Here is a 26,660-nt window from a genome sequence, read left to right as displayed (position 1 = left end):
CGGCAGCTCGCAGATGCGGCCGTTAGCGTGGAAGGTCGACGCCGACACGCGGAGGAGGGACCGGATGCGGCTGCTGCAGCGACTCGCGCTTGGACGCTTCTACGCGCGCCTGCCCGAGTGGGTCCGCATCGTGGTGGCGGGGGCCGCCGTGGTCCTCGGCGTCGTCATCGTCATCCGGCCGACGACCGCGCTCGGCGTGCTCGCCTGGCTCATCGGCGGCGGCATGGTCCTGACGGGCGTGCTCGATCTCACCGGCCGCGACGGCGACAAGCAGCGCCCCCGCTGGCGCACGGTCACCGGGGGAGCGTGGGTGGTCGGCGGGCTCATCGTGCTCCTCACCCCGGGGCTGACGGTCCGCGTCGTCGCGACGCTCGTCGGCATCCTTCTGCTTGCGGCGGGTGCAGCGGGCCTCGTCGCCGTGTTCGCCAAGGGGCGCACGCTCGACGCCCGTATCGCGGATGCCGCGTTCTCGATCTCCGGCGTGATCTTCGGCGTCCTGGCACTCTTCTGGCCCGACATCACCCTGCTCGTCGTGGCTGTGGTCTTCGGAGCGCGTCTCATCATGAGCGGGGTCACCGACCTGTGGACCCGCCTGCGCCGCCGTCGTGATACCGAGGCGGAGCGTCGCCACGAGCCGAGGCGGTTCCGCCGGTGGGGGCGCACCGTGACGGCGCTCGTGTCGGTGGCGCTCGCGGTGACGACGGCGCTCGTGACGGTGCCGCTGCGCGAAGGCTCGACCGTCGTCGACGACTTCTACGCCGCGCCCCGTGACATGCCGGGGGAGCCCGGACGGCTCGTCCGCGCCGAAGCGTTCACCGCCGGCATCCCCGTCACGGCGACCGCCTGGCGGATCCTCTACACGACGACCGGTGTCGACGGCGCGGTGCGCGTGGCCAGCGGCGTGGTCGTGGTGCCGAAGGAGGGCGACGGGCAGTGGCCGGTCGTCGACTGGAACCACGGCACGACCGGGTTCTCGGAGAGCTGCGCGCCGTCGCTGCAGCCGCGAGGGCTCTGGTCGGGTGCGCTGTACATCCTGCCGACGATCATCCGGCAGGGGTGGGCGGTCGTCGCGACCGACTACATCGGCCTGGGCACGGAGGGCCCGCACCCCTACCTGATCGGACCGCCCAGCGCGACGGCGTCGCTCGACGCGGTGCGCGCTGCGCGGGAGCTGCAGGATGCCGACCTCGGCACCCGCACGGTCATCTGGGGGCACTCGCAGGGCGGTGCTGCCGCGCTCTGGGCGGGCTCGATGGCGCGCGAGTACGCGCCGGAGCTGTACGTGCAGGGCGTCGCGGCGCTCGCGCCGGCGAGCGATCCGCCCGCACTCGTGCAGAACATCTCGAGCGTGACCGGTGGCAGCATCTTCGCCTCGTACGCGTTCGCGGCGTTCTCGTCGATCTACGACGACGTCTCGTACGACCAGTACGTGCGACCCGGCGCCGACACCGTGCTCAGGCAGATGTCGGAACGGTGCCTGTCCGATCCGTCGATCGTCGTCTCGGTCGCGGCGTCGCTCGGCATGATCGGCGACCCACGGCTGTTCTCCGAGCCTCCGGCATCCGGTCCCCTCGGCGAGCACCTGCGGGACAATGCGGCACCGCTCCGGCAGAACGCGCCCGTCCTGCTCGCGCACGGCGGGGCGGACAGCGTGATCCCCGTCGCGACGCAGACCGCGTTCGCGAAGCGGATGTGCGCGGCGGGTCAGGTCGTCGACTACCGCATCTACGACGGGTACGAGCATGCGGCGGTCGTCGAGCGGCCGTCGCCCCTGCTCGATGAGCTCATCGACTGGACGGCGGCCCGGTTCGCCGGCGAGCCGGGACCGGAGAAGTGCTCGACCACGAGGGAATGAGCCGGGCCGTCCGGACGCGCCCATAGGGTGGGACGCATGACCGAGAACACCCTTCCCTCCGGCATCGACCTCGCCGAGCTCAGTGCCGACGTCCGGCCGCAGGACGACCTGTTCCGCTACGTCAACGGCTCGTGGCTCGAGCGCACCGAGATCCCCGAGGACAAGGCGCGGTGGGGGTCGTTCCACCTCATCGCCGAGCAGGCCGAGCGCGACGTCAAGACGATCATCGAGGAGTCGACGGATGCCGAGCCGGGCACCGAGACCCGCAAGATCGGCGACCTCTACGCGAGCTTCATGGACACCGATGCGATCGAGGAGCGTGGCGCCGACGCCATCGCGCCCCAGCTCGCGCTCGTCGACCGGGTCACCGGCATCCCGAGCTTCCTGAGCACCGCCGGGTCGCTGGAGCGAGAGGGTGTTTCGGGTGTCTTCGGCACCTACATCGAGCCCGACCCGGGCAACCCGCAGCGCTACGTGATGTTCCTCGTGCAGGGCGGGCTGTCGCTCCCCGACGAGAGCTACTACCGCCTCGAGAACTTCGAGAAGACGCGCACCGCGTTCCGTGCGTACGTCGCCAAGGTCTTCACGCTCGCGGGCGTCGACGACGCCGACGCGCAGGCCGATCGCGTCGTCGCGCTCGAGACCGAGATCGCGTCCCACCACTGGGACAACGTGCGCAGCCGTGACGCCGTCGCGACCTACAACCTGATGAGCTGGGATGCCGCGGTGCAGCTCACGGGCGTCGACCTCGCTCCGTGGCGCGACGCCGTCGCGCCCGGCAAGGCGGGCGTCATCGAGGAGGTCGACGTCAACCAGCCGAGCTTCTTCGAGGGCCTCGGCACACTGCTCGCAGAGGATCGCCTCGAGGACTGGAAGGCGTGGCTGCGCCTGCAGATCATCCGGGCATCGGCGCCCTTCCTGTCGACGGCGTTCGTCGACGCGAACTTCGCGTTCTACGGCACCGAGATGACCGGCGTGCCCGTCAACCGCGAGCGCTGGAAGCGCGGTGTCTCGCTCGTCGAGGCCGCCCTCGGCGAGGCGGTCGGCAAGGTCTACGTCGAGCGTCACTTCCCGCCGCGCGCGAAGGAGGAGATGGACGTCCTCGTCGACAACCTCATCGAGGCCTACCGGCAGTCGATCTCGTCGCTCGAGTGGATGACGCCGGCGACGCGCGAGCGTGCGCTCGAGAAGCTCGAGGCGTTCACCCCGAAGGTCGGCTACCCGGTGACCTGGAAGGACTACTCGGACCTCGAGATCGAGGCATCCGACCTCATCGGCAACGTCCGCCGCTCGAACGCGTGGCAGCACGACCAGCAGATCGCGAAGCTCGGGGCGCCCATCGATCGTGACGAATGGTTCATGACCCCGCAGACGGTCAACGCCTACTACAACCCGCTCATGAACGAGATCGTCTTCCCCGCCGCGATCCTGCAGCACCCGTTCTTCGACCTGGAGCGCGACCCGGCTGCGAACTACGGCGGCATCGGCGCGGTGATCGGTCACGAGATCGGGCACGGCTTCGACGACCAGGGGAGCGCGTTCGACGGCACCGGTGCGCTCAACGACTGGTGGACCGACGAGGACCGCGCCGCGTTCACCGAGCGCACCAAGACGCTCATCGAGCAGTACAACGCGCTCGTGCCGCAGGGGCTGTCCACGGACCACACCGTCAACGGCGCCCTCACGATCGGCGAGAACATCGGCGACCTGGGCGGCCTCGGCATCGCGATCAAGGCGTACCGGCTGCACCTGAAGGCGACCGGGTCGACGGATGCCGACGGTCCCGTCATCGACGGACTCACCGGCATCCAGCGTCTGCTGCTCAGCTGGGGGCAGATCTGGCAGCAGAAGGGGCGCGACGCCGAGACGATCCGTCTGCTGACGATCGACCCGCACTCGCCGAACGAGTTCCGCTGCAACCAGATCGTCCGCAACATCGACGAGTTCTACGCCGCCTTCGAGGTGACCGAGGCCGACGCGCTCTGGCTCGATCAGGACAAGCGCGTCACCATCTGGTGACCGTGGTGCGCGGCGCGCCGGTCGTCAGCATCGAGCTCGAGTTCGATGCGGCGACCGAGCGCGCCGTGCGCACGGAATGGCAGGCGCTCGCCGACGCCGGGCTGTCGAGCCTCGCGGCGCACACCTCGCCTTCGAACGCGCCGCACGTGACGCTGCTCGTGCGGTCTTCGGTGGAGCTCGCCTCGGTGCCGCTGCCGGGCGCGTTCCCCGTGACGCTCGGCGCGGTCGTGCTCTTCGGGGCGGGGGAGCGGCGGGTGCTGGCGCGCTCGATCGTGCCGTCCGTGGACCTGCTCGCTCTGCACGCGGCGGTGCACGAGGCCGCCGGCGCGGGTGACGACGCTCCGCACACCGCGCCGGGCGAATGGATGCCGCACGTCACCCTCGCGCGCCGCATCAAGGTCACGGATCTCGAGCGCGCGCTGCCGCTCCTCGGGGAGCCGATCGTCGGTGTCGCCCGCGGGCTCCGGCGGTGGGATGCGGCATCCGCCACCGTCACCGGGTTGGGGGTCTTCGCGGCCGGGGCTTGACCCTCACACGGTGTCAGACTGTGGCCTGGGATCACCATGTTGAGTATCGGAGAGTTCGCCCGCCTCGCCGGCGTCTCGGTGCGGATGCTGCGTCACTACGACCAGCTCGGTCTGCTGCGCCCGCAGCGAGTGGACCCCTTCTCGGGGTACCGCTCCTACGGCGCGTCGCAGTTGGACCGCGCGAATCGACTGGTCGCGCTGAAGGACCTCGGTTTCACGCTGGAGCAGGTCGGCGTCATGCTCGACGACGGGATGTCGTCGGATGCCGTCGCCCGACTCCTGCGTGAGCGTCGAGGCGAGCTCGCGGCCCAGATCGATGCGGACCGGCAGCGCCTGCACGAGGTCGAGACGAGACTCCGATCGATCGAGAAGGAGAATCCCATGTCCGAGTACACCGAGGGTGCGCTGCCCGAACTGACGATCGTGCAGCTCTCGGCGAAGGTCGACGAGATGTCGCAGATCGAAGGGGAGATCGGCGGCATGTTCGAGCGCGTCGGCGCGATGATCGAGGCGTCGGGGGCGACGCGCGTCGGTCCGGGCGTCGCCGTCTACACGACGGTCGACGACGGCATGATCGCCGCGGCGGCGGAGCAGATCGGCGATGCGCCCGTGCCCGATGGACTCGAGCGCGCGGTGGTGCCGCGGCATCCGCGTGCCGTCTCGACCCGCTTCGACGCGGCTGACCTCAGCGGCATCCAGGCCGCGTGGCAGGCGCTCGTCGCCGAGATCGAGCGCCGCGGGCTGCGATTCGACGGCCCCTCGCGTGAGATCTACGAGCAGACGCCCTACGACGGTCCCGGCTCGCGCTGGATCATCGACCTGCAGCAGCCCGTCGCCTGACGAGCCGTTTCCGGGGACGCGATCTGTCGCCTGGCGCGGAGCGCAACGACCGTTCGCGTCCCCGGATCGCGGCCTCATCGCGTTCCGGGGACGCTACGTGTCGCCCGAACCCGACCCGAGCGACGATTCGCGTCCCTCGAACGCCCCGCGGAACCCGCGCCCCCGCGTCAGAAGACGATCGTGTGGTTCCCGTGCCGGATGACGCGATCCTCGGCGTGCCAGCGCACCGCGCGGGACAGCACCTGGCGCTCGACGTCGGCGCCGCGGCGCACGAGTTCGGCGGTGGTGTCGGCGTGGGTGACGCGGATCGTGTCCTGCTCGATGATCGGGCCCTCATCGAGGTCGCCGGTGACGTAGTGGCTCGTCGCGCCGATGAGCTTCACGCCGCGCTCCTTCGCCTTGCGGTACGGCTCGGCGCCGATGAAGGCGGGCAGGAACGAGTGGTGGATGTTGATGACCGGCACACCGAGCTCGGCGAGGAACTCCGGCGACAGGATCTGCATGTACCGGGCGAGCACGACGAAGTCGACGTTGCCCTTGAGCAGCTCGAGGATCTTCGCCTCGGATGCCGACTTGTCAGGACCCGGCGTCGACGGCACGTGGAAGAACGGCACCCCGAACGAGCGGACGTCGTCGGCTGAGGTGGTGTGGTTCGAGACGACCATCGGCACCGTGATGGGCAGCTCGCCGCGCCGGTTGCGCCACAGCAGGTCGAGCAGGCAGTGATCCTGCTTCGACGACAGGATCGCCATGCGCTTGGGCACCGACTGGTCGGTGAGCGACCATTCCAGGTCGAACGGCGCGAGCGTGTCGCCGATCTCGGTCTCGATCGCGGGGCGCTGCCCGGCGAAGCCGGGGCGGTGGAACACGACGCGCTGGAAGTAGGCGCCGCCACGGGGGTCGTCCGAGTACTGGTCGAACTGGACGATGTTTCCGCCGATCCGCGTGATCATCGCCGAGACCGCGGCGATGATGCCGGGGCTGTCCTTGCCGTGCACGATGAGGCAGGCGTGGTCGGGGTGGAGCTGCGACACGGGCGAAGTCATCCCTCGATTCTGCCCTGTGCGGTGACGGATGCCGACCGCGTGACGCGCGGCATCCGTCAGCGCACGCCCTTCATGAGCGACAGCACGGGCTTCACGCACACCAGCAGCAGCACGCCCATCGCGATCGAGATCCCGCCGAGTGTCGCGAAGTAGGGCACCTCGTTGTCCGGGTTGTAGAGGGTCGCGAGCTGGCCGGCGATGGCGGTGCCGAGCGACACCGACAGGAAGAAGAGCGCGACCATCTGCGTCTGGAAACGCTCCGGCGCGAGCTTGGTCGCCGCCGACAGGCCGACGGGCGAGAGCATCAGCTCGGCGACCGTGAAGACGAAGAGGATGCCGACGATCGCCAGCAGCGGCGTCGAGTTCGCCCCGCCACCCGCGAACGGCAGGAAGAGCAGGAACGCGACACCCATGACAGCGACGCCGAGCGCGAACTTCACCGGCGTCGACGGCTGACGCGAACCGAGCTTCGACCAGACGGCGGTGAAGACGCCCGCGAGCAGGATGATGAACACCGGGTTGATCGACTGCACCCACGGGATCGGCATCTCCCACCCGAACAGATTCCGATCCAGACGCTCGGCCGAGTACAGCGTCACCACCGTGAACTGCTGCTGGTACAGCGACCAGAAGACGACCGAGGTGAGGAACAGCGGCAGGAAGCCCCACACCCGACTGCGCTCCTGCGCCGTGATCTGCCGGCTCAGCAGGATCACCGCGAAGTAGGCGATCGCCGCGACGATGACCGCACCGATCACGATCAGCGCGAGGTTGTCGGCGCGGATGACGCCGGTCAGGACCAGGACGACGATGATCACGACGGCGGCGACGCCGATTCCTGCGAACAGCGGGTAGCGCCCGCGCGGCAGCGGGTTCGGCACGATGCGTGCCTCGGCGGGCAGGCTCCGGCGTCCGAACGAGTACTGCGTGAGGCCCAGCGCCATGCCGAGGGCGGCGAGCCCGAAGCCCCAGTGGAACCCGAGGGTCGACTGCAGCAAGCCGGTCAGCAGGGGACCGGCGAACGCGCCGAGGTTGATGCCGAGGTAGAACAGCGAGAAACCGGCATCCCGTCGGGAATCCTCGGCGGCGTAGAGGGTGCCGACAACGCTCGTGGCGGTCGCCTTGAGCCCGCCCGACCCGAAGGCGACGAGGATCAGACCGACGGTCACGCCCGCGAAGCCGGGGAGCAGTGCGAGGGCGATGTGCCCCGCCATGATGACGATCGCGCTGAGGAACAGCACGCGTTCGGCGCCCAGGATGCGGTCGGCGATCCAGGCCCCGAGGACGGTCGAGAGGTAGACCGCACCGCCGTAGGCGCCGACGATGCTCGCCGCGACCGTCTGGTCGACGCCGAGACCTCCGTCGGTGACCGAGAAGTACAGATACAGCAGCAGGATGCCCTGCATGCCGTAGAAGCTGAAGCGCTCCCACATCTCGACGCCGAACACGTGCGCGAGCGCGAACGGCTGACCGAAGAATCGGGTGTCGCGCGCTGCGGTGTCGTCGGAGGACGGGAGGTCGACGGGAGGTACGTTCCGCATTCGTCCCAGGCTAGGCACCGGTCCTGGACAGGGCACCCAGGTTGTGCGGCGTCGGCCGCGGGTGTATCAGTCCTCGACGGCGGCGCGGGTGGCGTGGCGATCCGCGAGCAAGGTGTCGCGGACGCGGCGGCGGAGCACCTTGCCGATGAGGGACTTCGGCAGCTCCTCCCAGACGACGTAGGTCGTCGGCCGCTTGTACTCGGCCAGGCGCTCGCGGGCGAGCTCGCGCGCGGCGGCCTCGTCGAACGTCGCGCCGTCCTCCAGGACGACGACGGCCGTGACGACCTCGGCGCCGCCGCCGCGGGGGATGCCGACGACCGCGGTCTCGGCGACGCCCGGCGTTCCGGACACGACCTGCTCGACCTCGGACGGCGCGACGTTGAAGCCGCCCGTGATGATGAGCTCCTTCTTGCGGTCGACGACCGTGACGAAGCCGTCCGCGTCCTGCTGCACGAGGTCGCCGGTGCGCACCCAGCCGCCCTCGAGGAGGGTCGCGGCGGTCTCCTCCGGTCGGTTCCAATACCCCGCGAAGACCTGCGGTCCGTGGATGAGGAGCTCGCCGGTCTCGCCCTGCGCGACCTCGCGGGTCGGCTCGTCGGGGTCGACGACCTTGATGTCGGTGGAGGGGAACGGGATGCCGATGGCCCCGATGCGGCGCGACTCGTCGAACGGGTTGGCCAGGGCGATGGGGCTCGTCTCGGTGAGGCCGTACCCCTCGTTGAGCATGCTGCCCGCGAGCTTCTCCCAGCGCGAGACGACGGCCGGGGTCAGGGTCATCGCTCCCGAGATGGAGTACACGACGCGGCTGAGGTCGAGGTCGCCGTCGCGGGCGACCCGGGCCAACCGGTCGAACATCGGTGGGACGGCGGGGATGAACGTCGGCGGGAACCGCTTCGCGGCATCCACCACCAGCTCGGGGTCGAACGTGGGGAACAGCACGGCGCGCGACCCGGTCTCGACGGAGTAGATGACCGACAGCAGGAGGCCGAAGGAGTGGAACATCGGCAGCAACCCGTAGATGCTGCCCTCGCCGTGGCGGAACTCCGGCATCCACGCGGCGCCCATGCGGGCGTTCGCCCACAGATTGCCGTGGCTGATCATGGCGCCCTTCGGGTCGCCCGTCGTGCCCGAGGTGTACTGCAGGCAGGCGAGGTCGTCGCGCCCCGGCAGGGGGTGCCCCGAGGCGATCGGTGCGGAGTTCTCGAGTCGCGTGAACGGGATCGTGCCGGGGGCGGCCGCCGTCAGCTTGGCACGCGACTCCCGGGCCTTCGCGACGGGCAGGCGCAGCAGCATCCGGGTCTTCAGCGGCATCGCCGTGGTCACGTCGACCGAGATGACGTCGCGGATGCCGAGCTCGGCCGGCAGCGACTGGACGAGCGGCGCCACCTTGTCCCACGCGATGACGGTGCGCGCTCCGTGGTCGCGGAACTGCACCTCGAGCTCGTCCCGCGTGTAGAGCGGGTTGTGCTCGACGACGACCGCGCCGAGCCGAAGCACGGCGTAGAACGCGATGACGTGCTGCGGGGCGTTCGGCATGATCAACGCGACGCGGTCACCGGCGCCGATCCCGAGCTTCCGCAGCCCCTCGGCGACGCGCGCGACCCGCGAGCCGAGCTCGCCGTAGGTCACCGCCCGTCCGAAGAACGCGATCGCGTCGCGCTCGCCGTACTGGCGCACGCGTTCGTCGAGCAGGTCGACGAGCGACCCCGTCACGGGTTCGATGTCGACCGGCGTGCCGGCGGCGTAGAAGCGGTTCCAGGCGCGTGTCTCGTTCAGCTGCACGGCGACGATCCTAGGTCGCGGGGGTGTCGTACGCGTGCCCTTGCCCGACATGTGCCCGCGCGCAAGCGGGTGGCCGGGGCGAGCGGCGCCTGCGACGCTCGAGGCATGACCGACGATGCGCTCACCGCCCGCCGCGCCCACTACGCCGGCTTCTTCGGCGACCTTCCCCGCACGGACTACGGCGTCGTCGTCGGCAACTGCCAGGCCGAATCGGTGCGCCTCGTGCTCGACTCCGACGACCTGACGCTCCTGCGCGTCCCTCCGGTGTACGAAATGGATGCCGCCGAGGCGGCACGCCTGCACGAGGTGCTCGCCGGCGCCTCGGTGCTCATCGCGCAGCCGGTGAAGGACGATTATCACGACCTTCCGCTGGGGACTCGGCAGCTCGCGGCATCCCTTCCCGCATCGGGTCGCGCGGTCACCTTCCCGGTCGTCCGCTTCTCGGGCCTCTACCCGTTCCAGGCCGTCCTGCACGTGCCGGGGACGGAGGAGGATCCGCCGGTCGTCGCGTACCACGACGTCCGCACGCTCGCCGAGGCGGGCGGCATCCCCGTTCGCGACACGCTGGGCGCCGAGGCCGTCCGAGCCGAGGCAGCCGACTCGATCGCCGAGCTCGCGCGACGCGAGCAGCAGCTCGACGTCGGGGTCTCGGACCTGTTCGCGGCGCCGGGCTTCGACCTCGTTCGCACCGTGAACCATCCGGGAAACCCTGTGATCCTCGCGATCGGCGACCGCGTGCTGCAGGCCCTCGGTCGACCGGGCGCGGCGATCGATCCCGGCCGGCCCCTGCTGGACGCCGTCCACGCGCCGCGCGAGGACTGGGTCATCGACGCGTGGGGTCTCGACGCCGTGCCCGAGCCGGTGTGGCGGGTGAACGGGGATCTCGTCGATCCGGCCGAGATCCGCGAGGCGCACCTCGAGTGGTATCGCCAGAACCCCGGCTTCGTCCGCGGCGCGCTCGAGCGACTCCGACCGACCCTCGAGCGCTGGCGGCGCTGACCGGCGTAGCGTGGCGGGATGGCTGACGCGCTCGACATCCGCGAACTGCACACGATCGACGAGATGGTCGCCGCGAGCGGCGTCTTCGAGGCGGTCTGGGGTTCTCCGGATGGGGGGATGCCGCCGAACCTGCTGCGCGCGTTGGAGCACTCGGGCAACTACGTCGTCGGTGTCTTCGACGGCGAGCGCATGGTCGCGGCATCCGCTGCCTTCTTCGGGCCGCCGTCATCACGCAGCATGCATTCGCACGTGACGGGCGTCCTGCCCGAGGCGCAGGCGCGGGGCATCGGCCGCGCGCTCAAGGCGCACCAGCGCGAGTGGGCGTTCGCGCGCGACGTCGGCACCATCACGTGGACGTTCGATCCGCTCATCGCCCGGAACGCCCACTTCAACCTCGAGGTCCTCGGCGCGCGGGTCACCGACTACCTCGTCGACCACTATGGCGACATGGGCGACGCGATCAACAGCGGCGACGAGAGCGATCGGCTGCACGTGGCGTGGCACCTCGCGTCGCCCGTCCCGACACCCGAGGCATCCGATGTGGTCGCGTCGGTCGCGATCCCGACCGACATCGAGGCACTCCGCCGGGAGGATCCGGATGCCGCGGCTCGCCTCCGCCGCGAGGTCCGCGATGCGTTCCGGGCGCAGCTCGACGCCGGCCTCGCCGTGGGCGGCTTCCGCACCGGCGAGGGCTACCTGTTCGTCCGAAGCTGACTGGTTCAGCCCGCCCGGCGCGCACCTTCACCGAGCGACTCGAGCTTCGCCCATGCGATGTCGGGGTGGATGCGGCCCCCGAGGCCGCAGTCGGTCGAGGCGATGACGCGCTCGGCGCCGACGATGTCGGTGTAGCGGCGGATGCGCTGCGCGACGAGGTCGGGGTGCTCGACGACGTTGGTCGCGTGGCTGACGACGCCCGGGACGAGGACGAGGTCGTCGGGGATCGCTGCATCGGCCCAGACGGCGAACTCGTGCTCGTGGCGGACGTTGCCGGCCTCGAACGAGATCGACCCGACGTTCGCCTCGAGGACGACGTCGAGGATGTCCTTCAGCTCGACGTCGGTCGTGTGCGGTCCGTGCCATGAGCCCCAACACAGGTGCAGGCGCACCTGCTCCTTCGGGAGGCCCTCGATCGCCCGGTTGATCGCCTCGATCCGGATGCGGGTGAACGCCTGGTAGTCGGCGAGCGAGGGCTCTGGGTCGATCTGGTCGAAGTTCTCGGCCAACGACGGGTCGTCGAGCTGGAGGATGAGACCCGCATCGGTGATGGCCCGGTACTCCTCGCGGAGGGCGTCGGCCCACGCGTCGATGTGCTCCTGCTCGGTCGCGTAGTAGTCGTTGTGCACGCGCGCGGCCGACCCGGGGGCGATTGCCGTGAGGAAGCCGCGCTCGCCGTCGCGGAGCGCCGCAGTGAGGTTGCGGATGTCGGCGGCCACCGCGTCGTGGCCGCGGTAGGAGATCGGACCCGTCGTGGTCGGGAACGCCGACGCGATGCGGCCGGTCTCGACGGCCTCGGCGTACACCGCGGGGAACCGCTGGCGGTCGCGGCGACCGAGGAAGCTCGTGAGACGGATGTTCCCCGGGGTGGAGAGGACGGGAGGCTCGGTGAAGGCGTTGACCTCGGTGAGCGACAGCCCCGCGACCCGCTGGAAGGAGTATCCCCACCAGGCGCCGTAGTCGACCGGGTTCGTCATCGCCTTGCCGAACTCCCCGTCGCCGACGAGGGTGATGCCCGCGGCGCGCTGGCGCTCGACGACGTCGGCCACGGCGCGCGCGGTCAGTTCCTCCGCCTCGGCACTCGGCAGCAGGGTGAAGCCGTCGTCGGCGAACGCGCGCGCGGCGTTCGCCTCGATCAGCGCGGTCGAGCGGGGAAGGCTTCCGGAGGTGGTCGTCGCGAGGGGCATCGCCCGAGTCTAGGAAGTCGTCGCCGTCGATGCACCCAGGCAGCAATGGCCCGTAACCTGACCCCATGCCGCTCACCCAGCACGCCGCGTCCGTCCGTCTCGAGGAGATCGAGCTGCGGGTGCTCCGGATCCCGCTCGTCGCCCCGTTCACGACGTCGTTCGGCACCATGGCCGACCGCGAGGTCATCGTCGTGCGTGCGAAGACCGACGCGGGCGAGGGATGGGGAGAGATCGTCACGCAGGGTGCGCCGGTGTACTCCAGCGAGTACACGCAGGGCGCGTGGGACGTCGCGACGCGCTGGCTCGGTCCGGCGCTTCTGCAGCGCGGGACGCTCGCGCCCGAGGACGTCGCGGGTGTCCTCGATCCCTTCGTCGGTCACCGGATGGCGAAGGCGGGACTCGAGCTCGCCCTGCTCGACGCCGCCCTTCGCGGGGAGGGGCGTTCGTTCGCGTCGTACCTCGGCGGGACGGCGGCGACGATCGCCTCAGGGGTGAGCGTCGGCATCCAATCGGATCCGGCGGCTCTCGTCGAGACCGTCCGCGGATACCTCGACGAGGGATACGTGCGGATCAAGATCAAGATCAAACCCGGCCGCGACATCGCCGAGACGGATGCCGTCCGCACAGCGTTCCCCGACATCCCGCTGCAGGTGGACGCGAACTCCGCCTACACGCTCGCCGACGCCGACACGCTCGCGCAGCTCGACCGGTTCGGCCTGCTGCTCATCGAGCAGCCGCTGCAGGAGGACGACCTCGTCGACCACGCCGCACTCGCGCAGCAGCTGAAGACGCCCGTCTGCCTCGACGAGTCGATCACCTCGGTGAAGGCCGCGCGCGACGCGCTCGCGCTCGGCGCGACGACGGTGATCAACGTCAAGGCGGGCCGTGTCGGCGGATACCTCGAGGCGCTCCGCATCGCCGACCTCTGCGCGTCTGCCGGGATCCCGGTCTGGTGCGGCGGCATGCTCGAGACCGGGATCGGCCGCGCCGCGAACGCCGCGCTCGCCGCGCACCCCGCGTTCACTCTGCCGGGCGACGTCTCGGCATCCGCTCGGTTCTACGACCGTGACATCGTGACGGAACCCGTGATCCTCGAGGACGGGCATGTGCGCGTGCCGACCGGTCCGGGGCTCGGTGTCGAGGTCGACCTTGACGCGGTCGAGGCGTTCACCGTGGCGCGCGAGACGCTGCGACGGTGAGGCGCGTCACCAGATGACGCCGCCGCCGATCGAGATGCCGCCCCAGGTCAGCAGCACGAAGATCGCGGCGAAGACGACCGGGCCGATGCCCTTGCCGCTGCGGGCGAGTCCCTTGAAGAGGGCGATGACGGCCAGGATCGCCGCGACGATCGACAGGCCGCCGCCGACGAAGAACCCGATGAACAGAGGGATCGGCATGAGGATGAGGCCTGCGAGACCGACCCAGAAGGCAGCCCAGGCGGTCGGGTTGGAACGGCGTTCGGTGGCGTAGGACATGACCCCATCCTGACGGGCGGTGCCGGGCTCCGCGACGGGGCTGTCCCGAATCGCGTGGCGTGATATGGCCGCGCTGGCCGGTGATGCGGCGCCCTACGCTCGAAGGATGACCACGTCGACCGCGCCCGTCCCGACCACAGCGGCGGCCGCACCCCGGTTCCCGTTTGGCGCGCTCCTCCTGCTGAGCTTCGCGGTCTTCGTCACGGTGACGGCGGAGTCCCTGCCCGCGGGGCTCCTCCCCGAGATGGTCGAGGGCCTGCAGACCGACCCGCTGGGGGTCGGGCTCCTCATCTCGGTCTGGGCGCTGACGGTGATCGTCACGAGCGTCCCGCTCGCCCGTCTCACCGCTCGGTTCGACCGGCGCCTCGTGGCCGGCGGCGCGCTCGCCGTGTTCGCCGTCGCGAATGCTGCGACCGCACTGGCACCGACCTATGAGGCCGCGGTGGCCACCCGCATCGCCGCGGGCGTGGCGCACGGCCTGTTCTGGGCCATCGTCATCGTCTACGCGACCTCGCTGCTGGCCCCGTCGCACCTGGGTCGCGGCCTCGCCCTGGTCACGGCCGGAGGGACCGTCGCCACCCTCGCGGGACTCCCGGCGGGCACGCTCATCGCGCAGCTCCTGTCGTGGCGATGGGCCTTCGGGGCGCTGGCGGCCGTCGCGCTCGTCCTCGCAGTCATCATCCTCATTCGTCTGCCCCGCAGAGTGCCCGAACCTGCGCTCCTGCGCGCGGATCGACCTCGAGGTGCGGATGCCTCGCTCGTCCCCATCTTGCTGTTCGCCGCGGCCTCGCTCGTGTTCGCGCTCGGGCAGTTCGCGACCTTCACCTACGTCCGGCCGCTGCTCGAGGTGTCGGCCGGGGTTTCCGAGGCGCAGGTGCCGCTCCTGCTCTTCGCCTACGGTGCCGCGGGTCTCGCAGGCGTCGCCGTGGCCGGGCCGCTCGCCGACCACTGGCCGCGGGCCTCGCTCGTGATCATCCTCGCGGGGCTGGTGGCGGCCTTCGGCATCCTGACCCTCGCGGCCGACACCCCGCTCGTCTACGTCGCACTCGCAGGGTGGGGATTCGCGATCGGCGCGTTCTTCCCCCTGCAGTCCTCGCTGCTCATGCGCATCGCGACCGACCGCACCCGCACCCTCGCGAGCGCGGGCACCGTCGTGACCTTCAACGTCGGCATCGCGGTCGGCCCCTGGCTCGGCGATCTCGCGGGCGGAGCCGCTCAGCCGACCGCGGCCACGGCGCTCTCGGGCGGCGCCGTCCTCGTCTCGCTTCTGCTCGTGGTCGCGGCCGTCGTCCGCGGCTTCCGGCGCTCTGACGCGTAAGCGGATGCAGGGGATCCTCGGCGACACGCCGGGGGAGGGACGGATGCCGCGGCGTGCCGCCCGGCATCCCTTGCATCCCGTGACGGTCGCCCGCGGTGCGGGCTGGGTCAGCGGGGCGGTTCCGTCAGCGGGGCATCGAGGGCCGCGCCTCGTGCGGGTCGCGGCGCTGCGGGATGAACAGGGCGACGCCCAGGGCGATCACGGCGGCGCCGAGTCCGAGGGCGAACGAGAGCTGGAACGCGGCCGGGGTGGGAACGGCAACCCCGCCCCTGTCGACCGAGAGCGCAGCGAGCACCGCGCCGACGACGGCGGCCGCGATCGACGTGCCGAGCGAGCGGAACAGCGCGTTCAGCCCGTTCGACGCTCCGGTCTCATGCTGCGGCACCGATCGCATGATGAGCATCGGCATGCCGGCGTAGCCGAAGCCGATGCCCACGCCGATGAGCAGGTTCGCGACCAGCAGGTGCCAGACTTCCGACGCCCACAGCAGCGAGTAGCCGTACGCCAGGATGAGCGCGCTCGCTCCCATGATCAACAGGACCCGCGGACCGATCGTCCGTGCGAGGCGACCCGAGAACGGCGACAGCACCATCATCACGAGCCCGGCGGGCATGACGATGAAGCTCGCCTGGACGAGGGTGAGACCGAAACCGCCGACGGATGCCGGCAGCTCCAGCATCTGCGGATACGACACGTTCGAGGCGAAGAGAGAGAAGCCCATCGCCACCGAGGCGAGGTTCGTGAGCAGCACGGCGGGCCGGGCCGCGACCCGCAGATCGAGGAGCGGCTCGCGGATGCGGAGCTCGAACCAGCCCCACACGAGCAGAACGGCGAGTCCGCCGAGGCCGAGGGCGAGGGTCGCAGGCGAAGCCCAGCCCCACTCGTTGCCGCGCGACACCGCGAGCAGGACGCCGGTGAGGCCGATGGCGAGGCCCACGGCGCCCGCGAAGTCGAATCGTCCGGCCGTCCGCAGGACGCTCGCCGGCACGACGGTGGCGACGAGGACGAAGACGACCGCACCGAGCCCTGCGGCCATCCAGAAGAGGACGTGCCAGTCGCTCGTCTCGGTGATGATCGCGCTGACGGGCATGCCGACGGCGCCACCGACGCCGAGCGTCGCGGACATCAGGGCGATCGCGGCATCCACCCGGTCCTCGTGCAGCACGTCGCGCATGATCGAGATGCCGAGGGGGACGACCCCGGTCACGGCGCCCTGCAGTGCTCGCCCGACGATGATGCCTCCGATCGAGGGCGAGAGGGCGGCGATGACCGACCCCACGATGAGGAGTCCGAGCAGGACCAGGACGATGCGACGCTTGCCGTACATGTCGCCGAGACGCCCCGCGATGGGCGTCGAGACCGCCGCCGCGAGGAGCGTCGCCGTCACGACCCACGCGGTGTCCTCACGACTGGCGTTCAGCAGCTCAGGGAGCTTCGACTGGATCGGCACGACGAGCGTGAACATGAACGACGACGCGAGACCCGCGATCGCCAGGACCGCGACGATCGCGCCCTGTCGTGGCATCCGGGTGAGTCTGCGTCTGTCGTCCGGAGCCATCCCTCCAGGTTATCCCCGGCGGGGTGTCGGAGACGCGCCGCGGATCAGCCGGCGGAGCGCCAGGCGTCCGACTCCAGGTGCGAGCCCGCCTGCGGGCCCATCTGGAGCATGCCGCCGTCGACCACCCACGTCGCCCCGGTCACGTACGACGACGCGGGCGAGGCGAGGAAGGCGACGACGTCGGCGATCTCCTCCGGCTTTCCGGGGCGGGGGATCGGGATGCCGGGGCGATGCGTGTTCTCCGCGTCCTCGGCATCCATGTCGTTGATGGGCGTCGCGATCTCGCCGGGGGCTACGGAGTTGACCGTGATGCCCTTCGCGCCGAGCTCCTGAGCCATCGTCTTCACGAGTCCCTCGAGACCGTGCTTGGACGCGACGTAGGCGGCGGAGCCGACGCGGGGCTGCGAGCCGTGCACGCTCGTGACGGCGATGATGCGCCCCTCCTCGCCGGAGTCGGCCATGAGGGTCGCCGCCGTGTGCATACCGACGAAGGCGCCGTCGAGGTTGAGGCCGACAACCGTACGCCAGCCGTCGATGTCCATGTCGAGGAACGGGCCGCCGGTGCCGCCGCCCGCGTTGTTCACGAAGACGTCGAGGCCGCCGAGTTCGTCAGCGAGATGGCGGATCACCCCGGGCACGGACTCGAGGTCGGTCGCGTCGAACTGCGCGACGACGGCCTTCCTTCCGCGACGGCGCACCTCCTCCGCCGTGCCGTTGGCGCCCTCCTCGTCGGAGTGCCACGTGACGCCGACGTCCATTCCCGCGTCGGCCAGGGCGAGAGCGGTCGCCCGTCCGATCCCGGAGTCGGAGGCGGTCACGATGGCGCGGCGAGGAGAGAAGGTCATGGCTCGACGCTACGAAGCGGGCAGCCGGCCCGGCACCGGGTTGACAGCCCCGCGGCCGCGGACGTATCGGGAGTGGGGACGTCAGCGCGAGCAGACGGCGCGCAGATGCGCGACGTCCTCCTCCGACAGGAGTGCGCGAGGCATCACGGCCACGGGCCCCAGAGTGGACCCGACCTTCAGCAGGAGGGCGTCGCCGGCGGCATCCACCCGGCGGAACGCGCTGAAGCGGATCTCACTCGTCCCGAGCGCGGACGTGGCGACCAGGGAGTCGGCGGTCAGCGCTGCCGTCGGGGCGGAGCCGACGGGGTACGCGCGGTGGATGGAGGAGTGGACCGCCATCCACGACACGATCACGACGACGCTGAGCAGGATCACCATGACGATTCCGATCCACGCCGCGCCGTCGCTGCCGGTCAGGGTGAGGAGGATGCTGAGCACGACGATCAGCGCAGTGAGGATCATCAGCACGATCCACGAGGGGCGCGTCAGCTGCCAACGGAGGAATCCGCGCGCCAGGCGGGAGGCCAGCTGCTCGTCGACGACGAGCGACCGGCCTCCCTCCGGCGTGTTCACACGGCGTCCGGAGACGGTGCGTCGGCGGGAGCGGCCGTCTCAGCGGCGGACGCCGGCTCTGCCGTCCGACGGCGCAGCGGCGCGGCATCCTGCTCGTTCTGCAGCCCCTGTTCGTTCTGCAATCCCTGGGCGATGCCGCGGCCGGTGGCCTGGCCCTGGATGATCCCGCGGAGGTCGATGCCTGTGGCTGCCTGAACGGCGTCGAAGGTCGCGCGCATGCTCGAGGCGCTCTCGCCGGCGATGTGGCTCGAGGCCCCTTCGCCGCCGAGCACCGTGATCGAGCCGACCTTGTCGAAGCCGCGGGCGAACTCGGTCATGAGGGGCACGAGCGACTCGATCGCGCGCTGTGCGAGCAGCGCCTGCTGGTTCTCGGCGAGCGCGCGTGCCTCGGCAGTGAGAGCCGCAGCGCGCGCTTCACCCTCGAGTCGCACGGCGGCCGCGTCGGCCTCGGCGCGCAGGCGCGTGGCCTCGGCTTCCTGAGCCGCGATCCGCGCCCGGGCCTCAGCGGCCTTGACCTGCGTGTACGCGTCTGCGTCGGCCGAGCGCTCACGCTCGTAGAGCGACGCGTCGGCGACCTTCTTGACGTCGGCGTCGAGCTGCGCCTGGCGGTTCTCGGCCTGCTGCAGGAGGACGGCCTGCTCGCGCTCGGCGCGGGCGAGGGCCTCAGCCTGCTCCGCCTCGGCGCGGGCACGACCGACCTCGGCCGCGGCCGCGGCGGAGTTCTTGTCGTACGCCGTCTGCTCGATGAGGTTCGCCTCGTCGGTGGCGATCTGCCGTGCCTTCACCTCGCGGGCTGCGTTGATGCGGGCGACCTCGGCCTCGCGACGGACGCGCTCCACCTCGGTCGCACCGAGGGCGTCGATGTAGCCGTTCTTGTCGGTGACGCCCTGGATCTGGAACGAGTCGAGGATGAGGCCCTGCGACAGCAGGTCGCTCTTGATGCCGTCGGCGATCTGATCCGACAGCTTCTGCCGGTCGTTCATGAGCTGCTCGACGGTCAGCGTCGCGACGACCCCGCGGAGCGCGCCCTCGAGCTGCTCGGTGGTGAACTGCTCGATCGCGCCGTCCTGTGAGAGGAAGCGCTCGGCCGCACGCCGGACGAGTTCGGGGTCCGAACCGATCTTGACGAGGGCGACACCGCTCACGTTGACCGTGACGCCGGTGGATGACTGGGCTGTCGGCTCCATCTTGATCTGCCGCGCGCGCAGCGAGATCATCTCGGCGCGCTGCGTCAGCGGGTTGACGAGCGCGCCGCCGCCGGTGATGACCGAGATGCGCGACGAGTCGCCCGACGCGTTCTTCTGGTTGCGTCCGACGATGACGAGCGCCTGGTCGGCCTTGGCGACCTTGTACCAGGCGCGCAGCACGACCATGAAGATGATGATGAAGACGATGACGGCGACGACGGCGATCGCGCCGATGACGACTGCCCCGCCCGTGACGAGTGCGTCCATATGTGATTCCCCCGAGTCTCGATGTCTGTGTGCGGCACGGTCAACATGCCCGCTACGAACGTATCGGTTACTCCAGCCGCGTGACGAGGTCGGTCACCAGCCGGCGGGCCTCTACGCTGGCGCCATGACGATGCCCCCGCCTCCTCAGCCGCCCTACGCCGTCGCCCCGCCTCTCAGCCCGCAGGACGAGAAGCTCTGGGCGACTCTCGCGCACCTCGGCGGAATCATCTTCTCCCCGTGGGGTGCCCTGATCATCTACCTGGTCTTCCGCGAGCGCGGGCCGTTCGTCCGCGCGCACAGTGCAGCGGCGCTGAATTTCCAGCTGACGATGATCATCGCCTCGTTGATCTGCATCCCGCTGATGTTCGTCTTCATCGGGTTCATCCTCCTGGCCGCTGTCGGCGTCTACGCCCTCGTGATCGAGGTCGTCGCCGCCGTGAAAGCGAACCAGGGGCAGTGGTACACGCCGCCTCTCAGCATCCGCTTCGTCTCCTGATCGTCGCCGTCCGGCCACGCCGGATCGGCCGGGGCGCCCCGATAGACTGACGGATGCCGCGCGCTGCGGCATCCGCGCTCTCGCGCACCCTCTTCACAACGACCATTGGAGCCACCGTGGCCGAGCAGTCCCGTCTCGACAAAGTCATCGCCCTCGCCCGTCACCGCGGGTTCGTCTTCCAGGCGGGCGAGATCTACGGCGGGTCGCGGTCGGCGTGGGACTACGGCCCCCTCGGCACCGAGCTCAAGGAGAACATCCGTCGTCAGTGGTGGCAGACGTTCGTCCGCGGGCGCGGCGACATGGTCGGCCTCGACTCCTCGGTGATCCTGCCCAAGCGCGTGTGGGAGGCCTCGGGCCACGTCGCCACCTTCAGCGACCCGCTCGTCGAGTGCCTGCAGTGCCACAAGCGCTTCCGTGAGGACACGCTCATCGAGGACTTCGAGGCCCGCAAGGGTCGCAAGGCCGAGAACGGTCTCGGCGACATCCCGTGCCCGAACTGCGGTACGAAGGGCCAGTACACCGAGCCCAAGTCGTTCTCGGGTCTCGTGAAGACCTACCTCGGCGTCGTCGACGACGAGAGCGGCCTGCACTTCCTGCGTCCCGAGACCGCGCAAGGCATCTTCGTCAACTTCTCGAACGTCCTCACCGCATCGCGCAAGAAGCCCCCGTTCGGCATCGGCCAGGTCGGCAAGGCGTTCCGCAACGAGATCACGCCCGGCAACTTCATCTTCCGCACCCGCGAGTTCGAGCAGATGGAGATCGAGTTCTTCACGCCTCCCGCCGAGGCGGGCGAGTGGTTCGATCACTGGGTCGAGGCGTGCTGGAACTGGTTCATCGACCTCGGCATCGACCCCGAGAACATGCGGCAATTCGACGTGCCGAAGGAGGACCGCGCCCACTACTCGGCCGGCACCATCGACGTCGAGTACCGGTTCGGCTTCACGGGCAAGGAGTGGGGCGAGCTCATGGGTGTCGCCAACCGCACCGACTTCGACCTGTCGAGCCACATCGAGGCGTCCGGGCAGAAGCTCGTGTACTTCGACCAGGCATCCGGTGAGACCTACGTCCCGTACGTCATCGAGCCGTCCTTCGGTCTGACGCGGGCCATGATGGCCTTCCTCGTCGACGCGTACCGCGAGGAGGAGGTGCCGAACGCGAAGGGCGGCACCGACACCCGTACGGTCCTCGGCCTCGACCCGCGCCTCGCGCCCGTCAAGGTCGCCGTGCTTCCGCTGAGCCGGAACGAGCGCCTGTCGCCGCTGGCGCGCAAGGTGGCCGACGACCTGCGCGCGAACGGCTGGAACGTCGACTTCGACGACGCCGGTGCGATCGGTCGCCGCTATCGCCGTCAGGACGAGATCGGTACGCCGTTCTGCGTCACGGTCGACTTCGACTCGCTCGACGACGACGCCGTCACGATCCGCGACCGCGACTCGATGGCGCAGGAGCGCGTCGCCTTGTCCGAGCTGCACTCGTACCTCGCCCCGCGTCTGCGCGGCGCCTGACTCGAAGGCTCCAGGGACACGAACGGTCGCCGCGGCGAGGTATCCGCGACGTCTGACGTCCCTGGAGGGGTCGACCGTGCGTCCCTGGAGGGGTCGACCGTGCGCGCTCAGCCCTTCTCGGCCTTCGCCGCCGCCTTCGCAGCCCGCTTGTGCTCGCGCACCTTCGCGAGGGATTCGGGCGAGACGATGTCGGCGACCGAGCGGAACGAACCCTCGTCGCCGTAGGCGCCGGCGGCCTCTCGCCAGCCCTCACCCGTGTATCCGTACTGCTTGCCGAGGAGCGCGAGGAAGATGCGCGCCTTCTGGTCGCCGAACCCCGGGAGCGCCTTCAGACGCTTCAGGACCGTGCGGCCGTCGGGCTCGCCCTGGGTCCACAGCGCGGCGGCGTCCCCGCCCCAGTCGTCGACCAGGGTCTGGCAGAGAGCCTGCACGCGTCCGGCCATGGAGCCGGGGAAGCGGTGGACGGCGGGGGTCTGGCTGAACGAGGCGGCGAACTCCTCGGGGCCGGCGGCCGCGATCTGCGCGGCGTCCAGACCGCCCGTCCGCTCGCGGATCTTCAGCGGACCGGCGAAAGCGGTCTCCATCGCGATCTGCTGATCGAGCAGCATCCCGATCAGCAGGGCGAGCGGTTCGTCGGTGAGGAGCGCGTCGGCGGCCTCGTCGCCGGTGATGTGAAGGGCCATGACTCCATGTTCCCACCGTCCGCCCCGTGACCGTGGGGGAGGATGGAGGGCATGAGTTCCGACGCTGCCACCGACTTGATCTCGCAGGCGCGCCGCGCGCGCGTCGCCGTCGTCGGCGGCGGCATCGCCGGTCTCGTCGCGGCGCTGCAGTGCGCCAAGGTCGGCATCTCCGTGACGCTGTTCGAGTCCTCCGACCGGCTCGGCGGGATCGTCGCATCCGCGGACCTCGACGGTCGGATGACGGATGTCGCCGCCGACGGCTTCCGCGTCGCCCCGGGAGCCCTCGCCGAGCTCATCGACGAGCTGGGGCTGCAGGACTCCGTCGTCCCCGCGCGGGATGCCGACACCTGGGTCGCCGGTCCGTACGGCGTCGCACCGCTGCCGGCAGCGTCGATCCTCGGCATCCCGGCCAACCCGTTCGACGCCCGCGTGACCCGGATCATCGGCGCGCGCGGATCGTGGCGCGCGTACGTCGATCGTCTGCGACCGCCGCTGACGATCGGAGCCGAGCGCAACCTCGGCGCCCTCGTCCGCACGCGCATGGGGTCCCGGGTCCTCGATCGGATGGTCGCGCCGTTGACGTACGGCGTCCACGGAGTACCGCCCGAGCAGGTCGACGTCGACCGCGCCGCGCGCGGCCTCAACTCGGCACTCACCCGGACGGGCTCTTTGTCCGGAGCCGTCGCCCAGCAGCTCCCCGACACGGATGCCGATTCCCGTCCCTCCCGCGCGACCATCGACGGCGGCATGTCGGCGTTCGTCGATGCGCTCGCGCAACGTCTGGCCGACCTCGAGGTCGATGTCCGCACCGGTACCGAGGCCGGCTCGCTCGCTGCCGCGGGATCCGGGTGGTCGGTGTCGTGGAACGCCGGCGACGAGAGCGGGGATCTCGAGGTCGATGCCGTGATCGTCGCGACCCCGGAGCGTCCCGCGCGGCGCCTGCTCGCACCCCATGTGGGCGGCCTCGACGGCGCGCCCCTCTCTCCCGACGACGTCGACGTCGTGACCCTCGTGCTCGACGATCCTTCCCTCGATACCCGGCCGCGAGGTCATGCGCTCTACGCCGTACCGGGCGAGGCCGCAGCCCTCGCGGTCGTGCACGCGACCGCGACCTGGCCGCACGCGGCCGGCGACCCGCACGTCGTGCGGGTGACGCTCCCCGCGAGCGGGGAGCCGGATGCCGCCGCGATCGCCACAGCGACGGCGGCGGTGCGCGAGCTCCTCGGCGTCGACGCTCCCACCGTTCGCGCCGCGCATCGAGCGCGGTGGCCCCGCGCCCTGCCCTCCTCGGCGCTGTCGCCGGCGCGCGACGATGCGCGCCGCGCCGCCCGGACGAACGAGCGTCTGGGTGTCGTCGGCGCCTGGATCGACGGCACCGGCCTCGCGAGGGTCGCGGCCGACGCGAAGACCGAGGCGGAACGCATCCGATCGGGGCTGCTGTGGCATGCCGACGGCGAGGGTGCCTCGACCTGAGCCCCCTGTCAAGGGTGGATGCCGCGAACGGAATGCGCCGATACGCTGGGTGCTCGGCACCACATCGCTTCGAACGTGAGGAATCGCCATGAAGGGCAAGATCGGAATCGTCGTCGGACTCACCGCCGGCTACGTCCTCGGGGCCCGCGCGGGCCGTCAGCGCTACGAGCAGATCAAGGACGCGTACCTGCGCGTGTACAACACACCTGCCGTCCAGAAGCAGGTCGACAAGGTCACGGAGTTCGGCAAGTCGGCCGCCTTCGCGCTGCCGAGCGTCCTGTGGAACGGCGCCGTCAAGGTCACCCGGGCCGCAACGACATCGGGCACGCCCGGCGAGAAGCTCGACGCGGCGCTCGACGCATCCAAGGATGCGGCCGACGACGTGAAGGATGCCGCCGAGACCACCGCCGACGCCGTGTCGAGCTCCGCGAAGAAGGCGACGGGCGGTTCGTCGTCGACCCGCAGCTCCGGCTCGACCGGCGGCTCCCGCAAGAAGTCCTCGTCCGCGTCATGAGCACGCCCCGCGGATTCCGGGATCGGCGCGACGAGAGCCTCCTCGGCCTCGTCGGTGAGCTGCCCGAGCTCGTCAAGAACCTGATCGTCGCCGAGATCAACGCGGCGAAGGCGTGGGCGACCCGCACGGGTAAGGATGCCGGCGTCGTCGCGCTGTGGTTTGTCCTCGCGCTCTTCTTCCTCTTCTGGACGCTGCCGGCGATCGGCGCGTTCACCATTATCGGGCTGTCGTCGTGGATGGCGCCGTGGCTGGCATCCCTCATCCTCGTCGTGCTCGGACTGCTGCTCGTCGTCATCGCCGCGCTCCTCGGATTCCTGAGGGTCCGGCGCATGAAGAATCGTGAGAACCCCGCGAAGGCCCTGTCGACCGACGCCCGAATCGTGAAGGAAGTGGCCGATGAGTTCTGATCTCCCCCGCACCGCCGTCCCGCTCGGGATCACCGACCCCGTCGAGCGCGCCCGCGCCGAGCTGAAGGCGGCTCTGGTCGCCATCGAAGAGAAGGCGAATGTCCCCAAGCGGGCGGCGCACGCCACCCGCCGCGCCAAGGTGTCGGCTCGCGAGTTCGCGGACCGCAACCCGACGGGTGCAGCGATCGCGGCCGTGGGCGCTGCCGTGGCCGTGGGTCTTCTCGTCTGGGGCGCCGTTCGCCTCTACACCCGCTGACGTCCCACCGCGTCGCCGGTGCCGACGCCGGGGGTATGCTCGGTTCAGGCAGCGGCGATGGCGCGATTGCTGCCGACGACACGGTCCCGAACGTGCGCGATCGCGCGCATTCTGCTGAGCGTCGGCCGTCTCGCGCAGGGGCGGCCGCCGCCTACACGAGAGTCGAACCATGAACACATCCGCTGCGACAGCACCGAAGCCCCTCAAGGGCTGGCGTGTGCTGGTTCCGCGCGGAGGTCCGTGGGGCGACAGCGTCGCCGCTGCGCTGCGTGCACAGGGGGCGACGCCCGTCATCGCGCCGCTCATCAACTTCGCCCCGTCCGAGGATCCGACGGACCTCGAGTCCGCACTCCGTGACCTCGCCGCCGGTGCTTTCGACTGGGTGACTCTGACGAGCTCGACCACGGTCGACGTCCTGCATGCCTATCGCGCTGTGATCCCCCATTCGACCCGGGTCGCCGCGGTCGGCGAGACGACCGCCGCGGCTCTGGGCGCGGTGGGATACCGGGTTGATCTGGTGCCCGAGGACGACAACTCCGCGGCCGGAATGGCCGCGCAGCTCATCGCGCTCGAGGAGACCCCGACTCGCGTCCTGACCCTGCGCAGCGAGCTTGCGAAGCCGGTCCTGACCCGTCTCCTCGAGGAGGCGGGGCACGACGTGCGCAGTGTCATCGCGTACCGGACGGTGGGCGTCCCCGTGACCGAGAAGGTGGCGACCGACGTGCGGTCGGGACGTATCAACGCCATCCTCGTCACGAGCGGATCGGTCGCCGAGCAGGTGCACGAGCAGTTCCCCGAGATCCCGGAGTCGACCGTCATCGCGGCGATCGGGCCCCGCACCGCCAAGGATGCGCGTCGCGCTGGGCTCGGCGTGAGCGTCACCGCGAAGGAGCAGACGGTCGCAGGGCTCATCTCCGCCGTCGGCCAGTTCCCCCTTCCCCACGCGATCGACGAGCTCGCGCCTCCGACCGGCTCGTTCCCCCGCATCCAGGGCTGAGTCCCGTGGTCGAGACCGGATCGTTGTGGCCTCGGCATCCGTCTCACCGGAGCTGTTTGGCAGACTGAATCCATGGTGACGCTGCTGCTCGATTCGTCGCGACTGGAGGTCGCGCTCTCCGCCACGGAGCGCGTGCTGGCATTCCGGAAGGATGCCGTCAGGGTCGAGCGAGCGCACATCACGAAGGTGCAGCTCGTCGACGACCCGTGGTCGTGGTTGCGCGGCGTCCCGAACCCCGGCACGGTCGTCCCGCGGACGGTCGCGATGGGGGTCTGGCGCTCCGCCGGCGGCGACGACTTCGTGCTCGTGCGGCGACGTCGTCCCTCGGTCGTGATCGATCTCGAAGGCGATCCGGAGTTCCAGCGGCTCGTGCTCACCACGCGCCACGGGTTGGCGCTCGTCCAGGCGCTGCGGCTCGAGGGCGAGGACGAGCCCGTGGACGTCGTCCAGCTCGTGACGACCGAGATCCCGGTGCAGGACGGGGATGCCGCCGCCAGCCCGTCCGAGCGGACGCCCCGTCGTCGCGCACCGCGACCCGCCCAGGCCTGACCGGCTCCGCTCTCGGCTGCTCCTGGGGAGTCGCCCGGTAACGTTGC

General features: G+C 70.6%; 26 protein-coding genes. 16 read left to right on the top strand and 10 right to left on the bottom strand.

Annotated elements, in window-relative coordinates:
• The first annotated feature begins 64 nt into the window (after nt 1–64).
• The 4 genes from BLP38_RS10510 to BLP38_RS10495 are packed head-to-tail and all read left to right on the top strand — an operon-like array spanning nt 65 to nt 5,241.
• Complete coding sequence (locus BLP38_RS10510; protein WP_091357113.1) at nt 65–1,855, top strand: alpha/beta fold hydrolase; 1,791 nt, start codon at nt 65–67, stop codon at nt 1,853–1,855.
• 36 nt (nt 1,856–1,891) lie between these two features.
• Entirely contained in the window at nt 1,892–3,874 is a 1,983-nt protein-coding gene (locus BLP38_RS10505) for a M13 family metallopeptidase (RefSeq protein ID WP_172824694.1), read from the top strand.
• The gene (locus tag BLP38_RS10500; protein ID WP_091357105.1) at nt 3,871–4,401 is read left to right on the top strand and encodes a 2'-5' RNA ligase family protein; all 531 of its coding nucleotides are present in this window, start codon (nt 3,871–3,873) and stop codon (nt 4,399–4,401) included. Before BLP38_RS10505 ends, BLP38_RS10500 begins: the two co-directional genes overlap by 4 nt.
• Before the next feature lie 36 nt (nt 4,402–4,437).
• Nucleotides 4,438–5,241 carry a MerR family transcriptional regulator gene (locus BLP38_RS10495; protein ID WP_091357102.1) on the top strand — a complete coding sequence of 268 codons (804 nt, stop codon included), beginning with the start codon at nt 4,438–4,440 and terminating at the stop codon, nt 5,239–5,241.
• A gap of 167 nt (nt 5,242–5,408) precedes the next feature.
• On the opposite strand, the gene purU is transcribed toward BLP38_RS10495, so the two are convergent.
• The 3 genes from purU to BLP38_RS10480 form a co-directional block, all read right to left on the bottom strand.
• Entirely contained in the window at nt 5,409–6,287 is an 879-nt protein-coding gene (purU, locus tag BLP38_RS10490; RefSeq protein WP_091357098.1) for a formyltetrahydrofolate deformylase, read from the bottom strand.
• Nucleotides 6,288–6,343: 56 nt separating this feature from the next.
• Nucleotides 6,344–7,828: a peptide MFS transporter gene (locus tag BLP38_RS10485; RefSeq protein ID WP_091357095.1), complete on the bottom strand. Its 1,485-nt coding sequence runs from the start codon at nt 7,826–7,828 to the stop codon at nt 6,344–6,346.
• A 66-nt stretch (nt 7,829–7,894) separates the two neighbouring features.
• Nucleotides 7,895–9,610, bottom strand: a complete 1,716-nt coding sequence (locus BLP38_RS10480; RefSeq protein ID WP_091357092.1) for a long-chain-fatty-acid--CoA ligase — start codon at nt 9,608–9,610, stop codon at nt 7,895–7,897.
• Nucleotides 9,611–9,715: 105 nt separating this feature from the next.
• On the opposite strand from BLP38_RS10480, the gene BLP38_RS10475 reads away from it, so the two are divergent.
• Both BLP38_RS10475 and BLP38_RS10470 read left to right on the top strand, forming a co-directional pair.
• Entirely contained in the window at nt 9,716–10,609 is an 894-nt protein-coding gene (locus tag BLP38_RS10475) for a WcbI family polysaccharide biosynthesis putative acetyltransferase (protein ID WP_091357088.1), read from the top strand.
• 18 nt (nt 10,610–10,627) lie between these two features.
• On the top strand, nt 10,628–11,323 hold the full coding sequence (locus BLP38_RS10470) for a GNAT family N-acetyltransferase (protein WP_091357085.1): 696 nt from the start codon (nt 10,628–10,630) through the stop codon (nt 11,321–11,323).
• Nucleotides 11,324–11,328: 5 nt separating this feature from the next.
• On the opposite strand, the gene BLP38_RS10465 is transcribed toward BLP38_RS10470, so the two are convergent.
• Nucleotides 11,329–12,510: a cobalamin-independent methionine synthase II family protein gene (locus BLP38_RS10465; protein WP_091357081.1), complete on the bottom strand. Its 1,182-nt coding sequence runs from the start codon at nt 12,508–12,510 to the stop codon at nt 11,329–11,331.
• Between the two features lie 65 nt (nt 12,511–12,575).
• Between BLP38_RS10465 and menC the strand changes: the two genes are divergently transcribed.
• Nucleotides 12,576–13,709: an o-succinylbenzoate synthase gene (gene menC, locus BLP38_RS10460; RefSeq protein ID WP_091357078.1), complete on the top strand. Its 1,134-nt coding sequence runs from the start codon at nt 12,576–12,578 to the stop codon at nt 13,707–13,709.
• Nucleotides 13,710–13,715: 6 nt separating this feature from the next.
• Here menC and BLP38_RS10455 read toward each other — a convergent pair whose 3' ends face one another.
• Complete coding sequence (locus BLP38_RS10455; RefSeq protein WP_091357074.1) at nt 13,716–13,985, bottom strand: hypothetical protein; 270 nt, start codon at nt 13,983–13,985, stop codon at nt 13,716–13,718.
• A 106-nt stretch (nt 13,986–14,091) separates the two neighbouring features.
• Between BLP38_RS10455 and BLP38_RS10450 the strand changes: the two genes are divergently transcribed.
• Nucleotides 14,092–15,303: an MFS transporter gene (locus BLP38_RS10450; RefSeq protein WP_157681095.1), complete on the top strand. Its 1,212-nt coding sequence runs from the start codon at nt 14,092–14,094 to the stop codon at nt 15,301–15,303.
• A 124-nt stretch (nt 15,304–15,427) separates the two neighbouring features.
• Here the strand turns inward: BLP38_RS10450 and BLP38_RS10445 are convergent, their stop codons facing one another.
• The 4 genes from BLP38_RS10445 to BLP38_RS10430 all read right to left on the bottom strand — a co-directional run bounded on the left by BLP38_RS10445 (nt 15,428) and on the right by BLP38_RS10430 (nt 19,733).
• Nucleotides 15,428–16,828 carry an MFS transporter gene (locus tag BLP38_RS10445; RefSeq protein WP_091357066.1) on the bottom strand — a complete coding sequence of 467 codons (1,401 nt, stop codon included), beginning with the start codon at nt 16,826–16,828 and terminating at the stop codon, nt 15,428–15,430.
• A 77-nt stretch (nt 16,829–16,905) separates the two neighbouring features.
• Entirely contained in the window at nt 16,906–17,706 is an 801-nt protein-coding gene (locus BLP38_RS10440) for an SDR family oxidoreductase (RefSeq protein ID WP_091357062.1), read from the bottom strand.
• A gap of 81 nt (nt 17,707–17,787) precedes the next feature.
• Nucleotides 17,788–18,279, bottom strand: coding sequence for a hypothetical protein (locus BLP38_RS10435; RefSeq protein ID WP_091357058.1), 492 nt, complete (start codon nt 18,277–18,279; stop codon nt 17,788–17,790).
• On the bottom strand, nt 18,276–19,733 hold the full coding sequence (locus tag BLP38_RS10430) for an SPFH domain-containing protein (protein WP_091357055.1): 1,458 nt from the start codon (nt 19,731–19,733) through the stop codon (nt 18,276–18,278). The genes BLP38_RS10435 and BLP38_RS10430 overlap by 4 nt, the downstream gene beginning before the upstream one ends.
• A 124-nt stretch (nt 19,734–19,857) precedes the next feature.
• On the opposite strand from BLP38_RS10430, the gene BLP38_RS10425 reads away from it, so the two are divergent.
• Together BLP38_RS10425 and BLP38_RS10420 are read left to right on the top strand one after the other, a co-directional pair.
• Nucleotides 19,858–20,229, top strand: a complete 372-nt coding sequence (locus BLP38_RS10425) for a DUF4870 domain-containing protein (protein WP_065571031.1) — start codon at nt 19,858–19,860, stop codon at nt 20,227–20,229.
• Between the two features lie 116 nt (nt 20,230–20,345).
• On the top strand, nt 20,346–21,734 hold the full coding sequence (locus BLP38_RS10420) for a glycine--tRNA ligase (protein WP_091357052.1): 1,389 nt from the start codon (nt 20,346–20,348) through the stop codon (nt 21,732–21,734).
• Nucleotides 21,735–21,841: 107 nt separating this feature from the next.
• Here BLP38_RS10420 and BLP38_RS10415 read toward each other — a convergent pair whose 3' ends face one another.
• Nucleotides 21,842–22,417: an HhH-GPD-type base excision DNA repair protein gene (locus BLP38_RS10415; protein WP_091357049.1), complete on the bottom strand. Its 576-nt coding sequence runs from the start codon at nt 22,415–22,417 to the stop codon at nt 21,842–21,844.
• Nucleotides 22,418–22,468: 51 nt separating this feature from the next.
• On the opposite strand from BLP38_RS10415, the gene BLP38_RS10410 reads away from it, so the two are divergent.
• The 6 genes from BLP38_RS10410 to BLP38_RS10385 all read left to right on the top strand — a co-directional run bounded on the left by BLP38_RS10410 (nt 22,469) and on the right by BLP38_RS10385 (nt 26,613).
• Nucleotides 22,469–23,890, top strand: coding sequence for a protoporphyrinogen/coproporphyrinogen oxidase (locus BLP38_RS10410; RefSeq protein ID WP_091357047.1), 1,422 nt, complete (start codon nt 22,469–22,471; stop codon nt 23,888–23,890).
• Nucleotides 23,891–23,978: 88 nt separating this feature from the next.
• Entirely contained in the window at nt 23,979–24,404 is a 426-nt protein-coding gene (locus BLP38_RS10405; protein ID WP_091357044.1) for a hypothetical protein, read from the top strand.
• The gene (locus BLP38_RS10400) at nt 24,401–24,811 is read left to right on the top strand and encodes a phage holin family protein (RefSeq protein ID WP_091357041.1); all 411 of its coding nucleotides are present in this window, start codon (nt 24,401–24,403) and stop codon (nt 24,809–24,811) included. The genes BLP38_RS10405 and BLP38_RS10400 overlap by 4 nt, the downstream gene beginning before the upstream one ends.
• On the top strand, nt 24,801–25,067 hold the full coding sequence (locus BLP38_RS10395) for a hypothetical protein (RefSeq protein WP_091357039.1): 267 nt from the start codon (nt 24,801–24,803) through the stop codon (nt 25,065–25,067). The genes BLP38_RS10400 and BLP38_RS10395 overlap by 11 nt, the downstream gene beginning before the upstream one ends.
• A 169-nt stretch (nt 25,068–25,236) precedes the next feature.
• Nucleotides 25,237–26,064 (top strand): uroporphyrinogen-III synthase, encoded by an 828-nt coding sequence (locus tag BLP38_RS10390; RefSeq protein ID WP_091357036.1) that lies wholly within the window; start codon nt 25,237–25,239, stop codon nt 26,062–26,064.
• Between the two features lie 72 nt (nt 26,065–26,136).
• On the top strand, nt 26,137–26,613 hold the full coding sequence (locus tag BLP38_RS10385) for a hypothetical protein (RefSeq protein ID WP_091357033.1): 477 nt from the start codon (nt 26,137–26,139) through the stop codon (nt 26,611–26,613).
• Nucleotides 26,614–26,660: the final 47 nt, after the last annotated feature.

Origin of the sequence: Microbacterium sp. LKL04 (assembly GCF_900102005.1) — a bacterium.
Taxonomy (GTDB): Bacteria; Actinomycetota; Actinomycetes; order Actinomycetales; family Microbacteriaceae; genus Microbacterium.
The sequence above is the reverse complement of the archived record's forward strand: the minus strand, read 5'-3'. Positions and strand labels throughout refer to the sequence as shown.

Bases quoted from the DNA above. Each gene is read 5' to 3' on its own strand.
- BLP38_RS10440 (WP_091357062.1), bottom strand. From the start codon at position 17,706: ATGACCTTCTCTCCTCGCCGCGCCATCGTGACCGCCTCCGACTCCGGG.
- BLP38_RS10475 (WP_091357088.1), top strand. From the start codon at position 9,716: ATGACCGACGATGCGCTCACCGCCCGCCGCGCCCACTACGCCGGCTTC.
- menC (WP_091357078.1), top strand. From the start codon at position 12,576: ATGCCGCTCACCCAGCACGCCGCGTCCGTCCGTCTCGAGGAGATCGAG.
- BLP38_RS10430 (WP_091357055.1), bottom strand. From the start codon at position 19,733: ATGGACGCACTCGTCACGGGCGGGGCAGTCGTCATCGGCGCGATCGCC.
- BLP38_RS10415 (WP_091357049.1), bottom strand. From the start codon at position 22,417: ATGGCCCTTCACATCACCGGCGACGAGGCCGCCGACGCGCTCCTCACC.
- BLP38_RS10510 (WP_091357113.1), top strand. From the start codon at position 65: ATGCGGCTGCTGCAGCGACTCGCGCTTGGACGCTTCTACGCGCGCCTG.
- BLP38_RS10495 (WP_091357102.1), top strand. From the start codon at position 4,438: ATGTTGAGTATCGGAGAGTTCGCCCGCCTCGCCGGCGTCTCGGTGCGG.
- BLP38_RS10410 (WP_091357047.1), top strand. From the start codon at position 22,469: ATGAGTTCCGACGCTGCCACCGACTTGATCTCGCAGGCGCGCCGCGCG.
- BLP38_RS10450 (WP_157681095.1), top strand. From the start codon at position 14,092: ATGACCACGTCGACCGCGCCCGTCCCGACCACAGCGGCGGCCGCACCC.
- BLP38_RS10385 (WP_091357033.1), top strand. From the start codon at position 26,137: ATGGTGACGCTGCTGCTCGATTCGTCGCGACTGGAGGTCGCGCTCTCC.
- BLP38_RS10465 (WP_091357081.1), bottom strand. From the start codon at position 12,510: ATGCCCCTCGCGACGACCACCTCCGGAAGCCTTCCCCGCTCGACCGCG.
- BLP38_RS10470 (WP_091357085.1), top strand. From the start codon at position 10,628: ATGGCTGACGCGCTCGACATCCGCGAACTGCACACGATCGACGAGATG.
- BLP38_RS10395 (WP_091357039.1), top strand. From the start codon at position 24,801: ATGAGTTCTGATCTCCCCCGCACCGCCGTCCCGCTCGGGATCACCGAC.
- BLP38_RS10485 (WP_091357095.1), bottom strand. From the start codon at position 7,828: ATGCGGAACGTACCTCCCGTCGACCTCCCGTCCTCCGACGACACCGCA.
- BLP38_RS10425 (WP_065571031.1), top strand. From the start codon at position 19,858: ATGACGATGCCCCCGCCTCCTCAGCCGCCCTACGCCGTCGCCCCGCCT.
- BLP38_RS10445 (WP_091357066.1), bottom strand. From the start codon at position 16,828: ATGCCACGACAGGGCGCGATCGTCGCGGTCCTGGCGATCGCGGGTCTC.
- BLP38_RS10400 (WP_091357041.1), top strand. From the start codon at position 24,401: ATGAGCACGCCCCGCGGATTCCGGGATCGGCGCGACGAGAGCCTCCTC.
- BLP38_RS10455 (WP_091357074.1), bottom strand. From the start codon at position 13,985: ATGTCCTACGCCACCGAACGCCGTTCCAACCCGACCGCCTGGGCTGCC.
- BLP38_RS10405 (WP_091357044.1), top strand. From the start codon at position 23,979: ATGAAGGGCAAGATCGGAATCGTCGTCGGACTCACCGCCGGCTACGTC.
- BLP38_RS10505 (WP_172824694.1), top strand. From the start codon at position 1,892: ATGACCGAGAACACCCTTCCCTCCGGCATCGACCTCGCCGAGCTCAGT.
- BLP38_RS10390 (WP_091357036.1), top strand. From the start codon at position 25,237: ATGAACACATCCGCTGCGACAGCACCGAAGCCCCTCAAGGGCTGGCGT.
- purU (WP_091357098.1), bottom strand. From the start codon at position 6,287: ATGACTTCGCCCGTGTCGCAGCTCCACCCCGACCACGCCTGCCTCATC.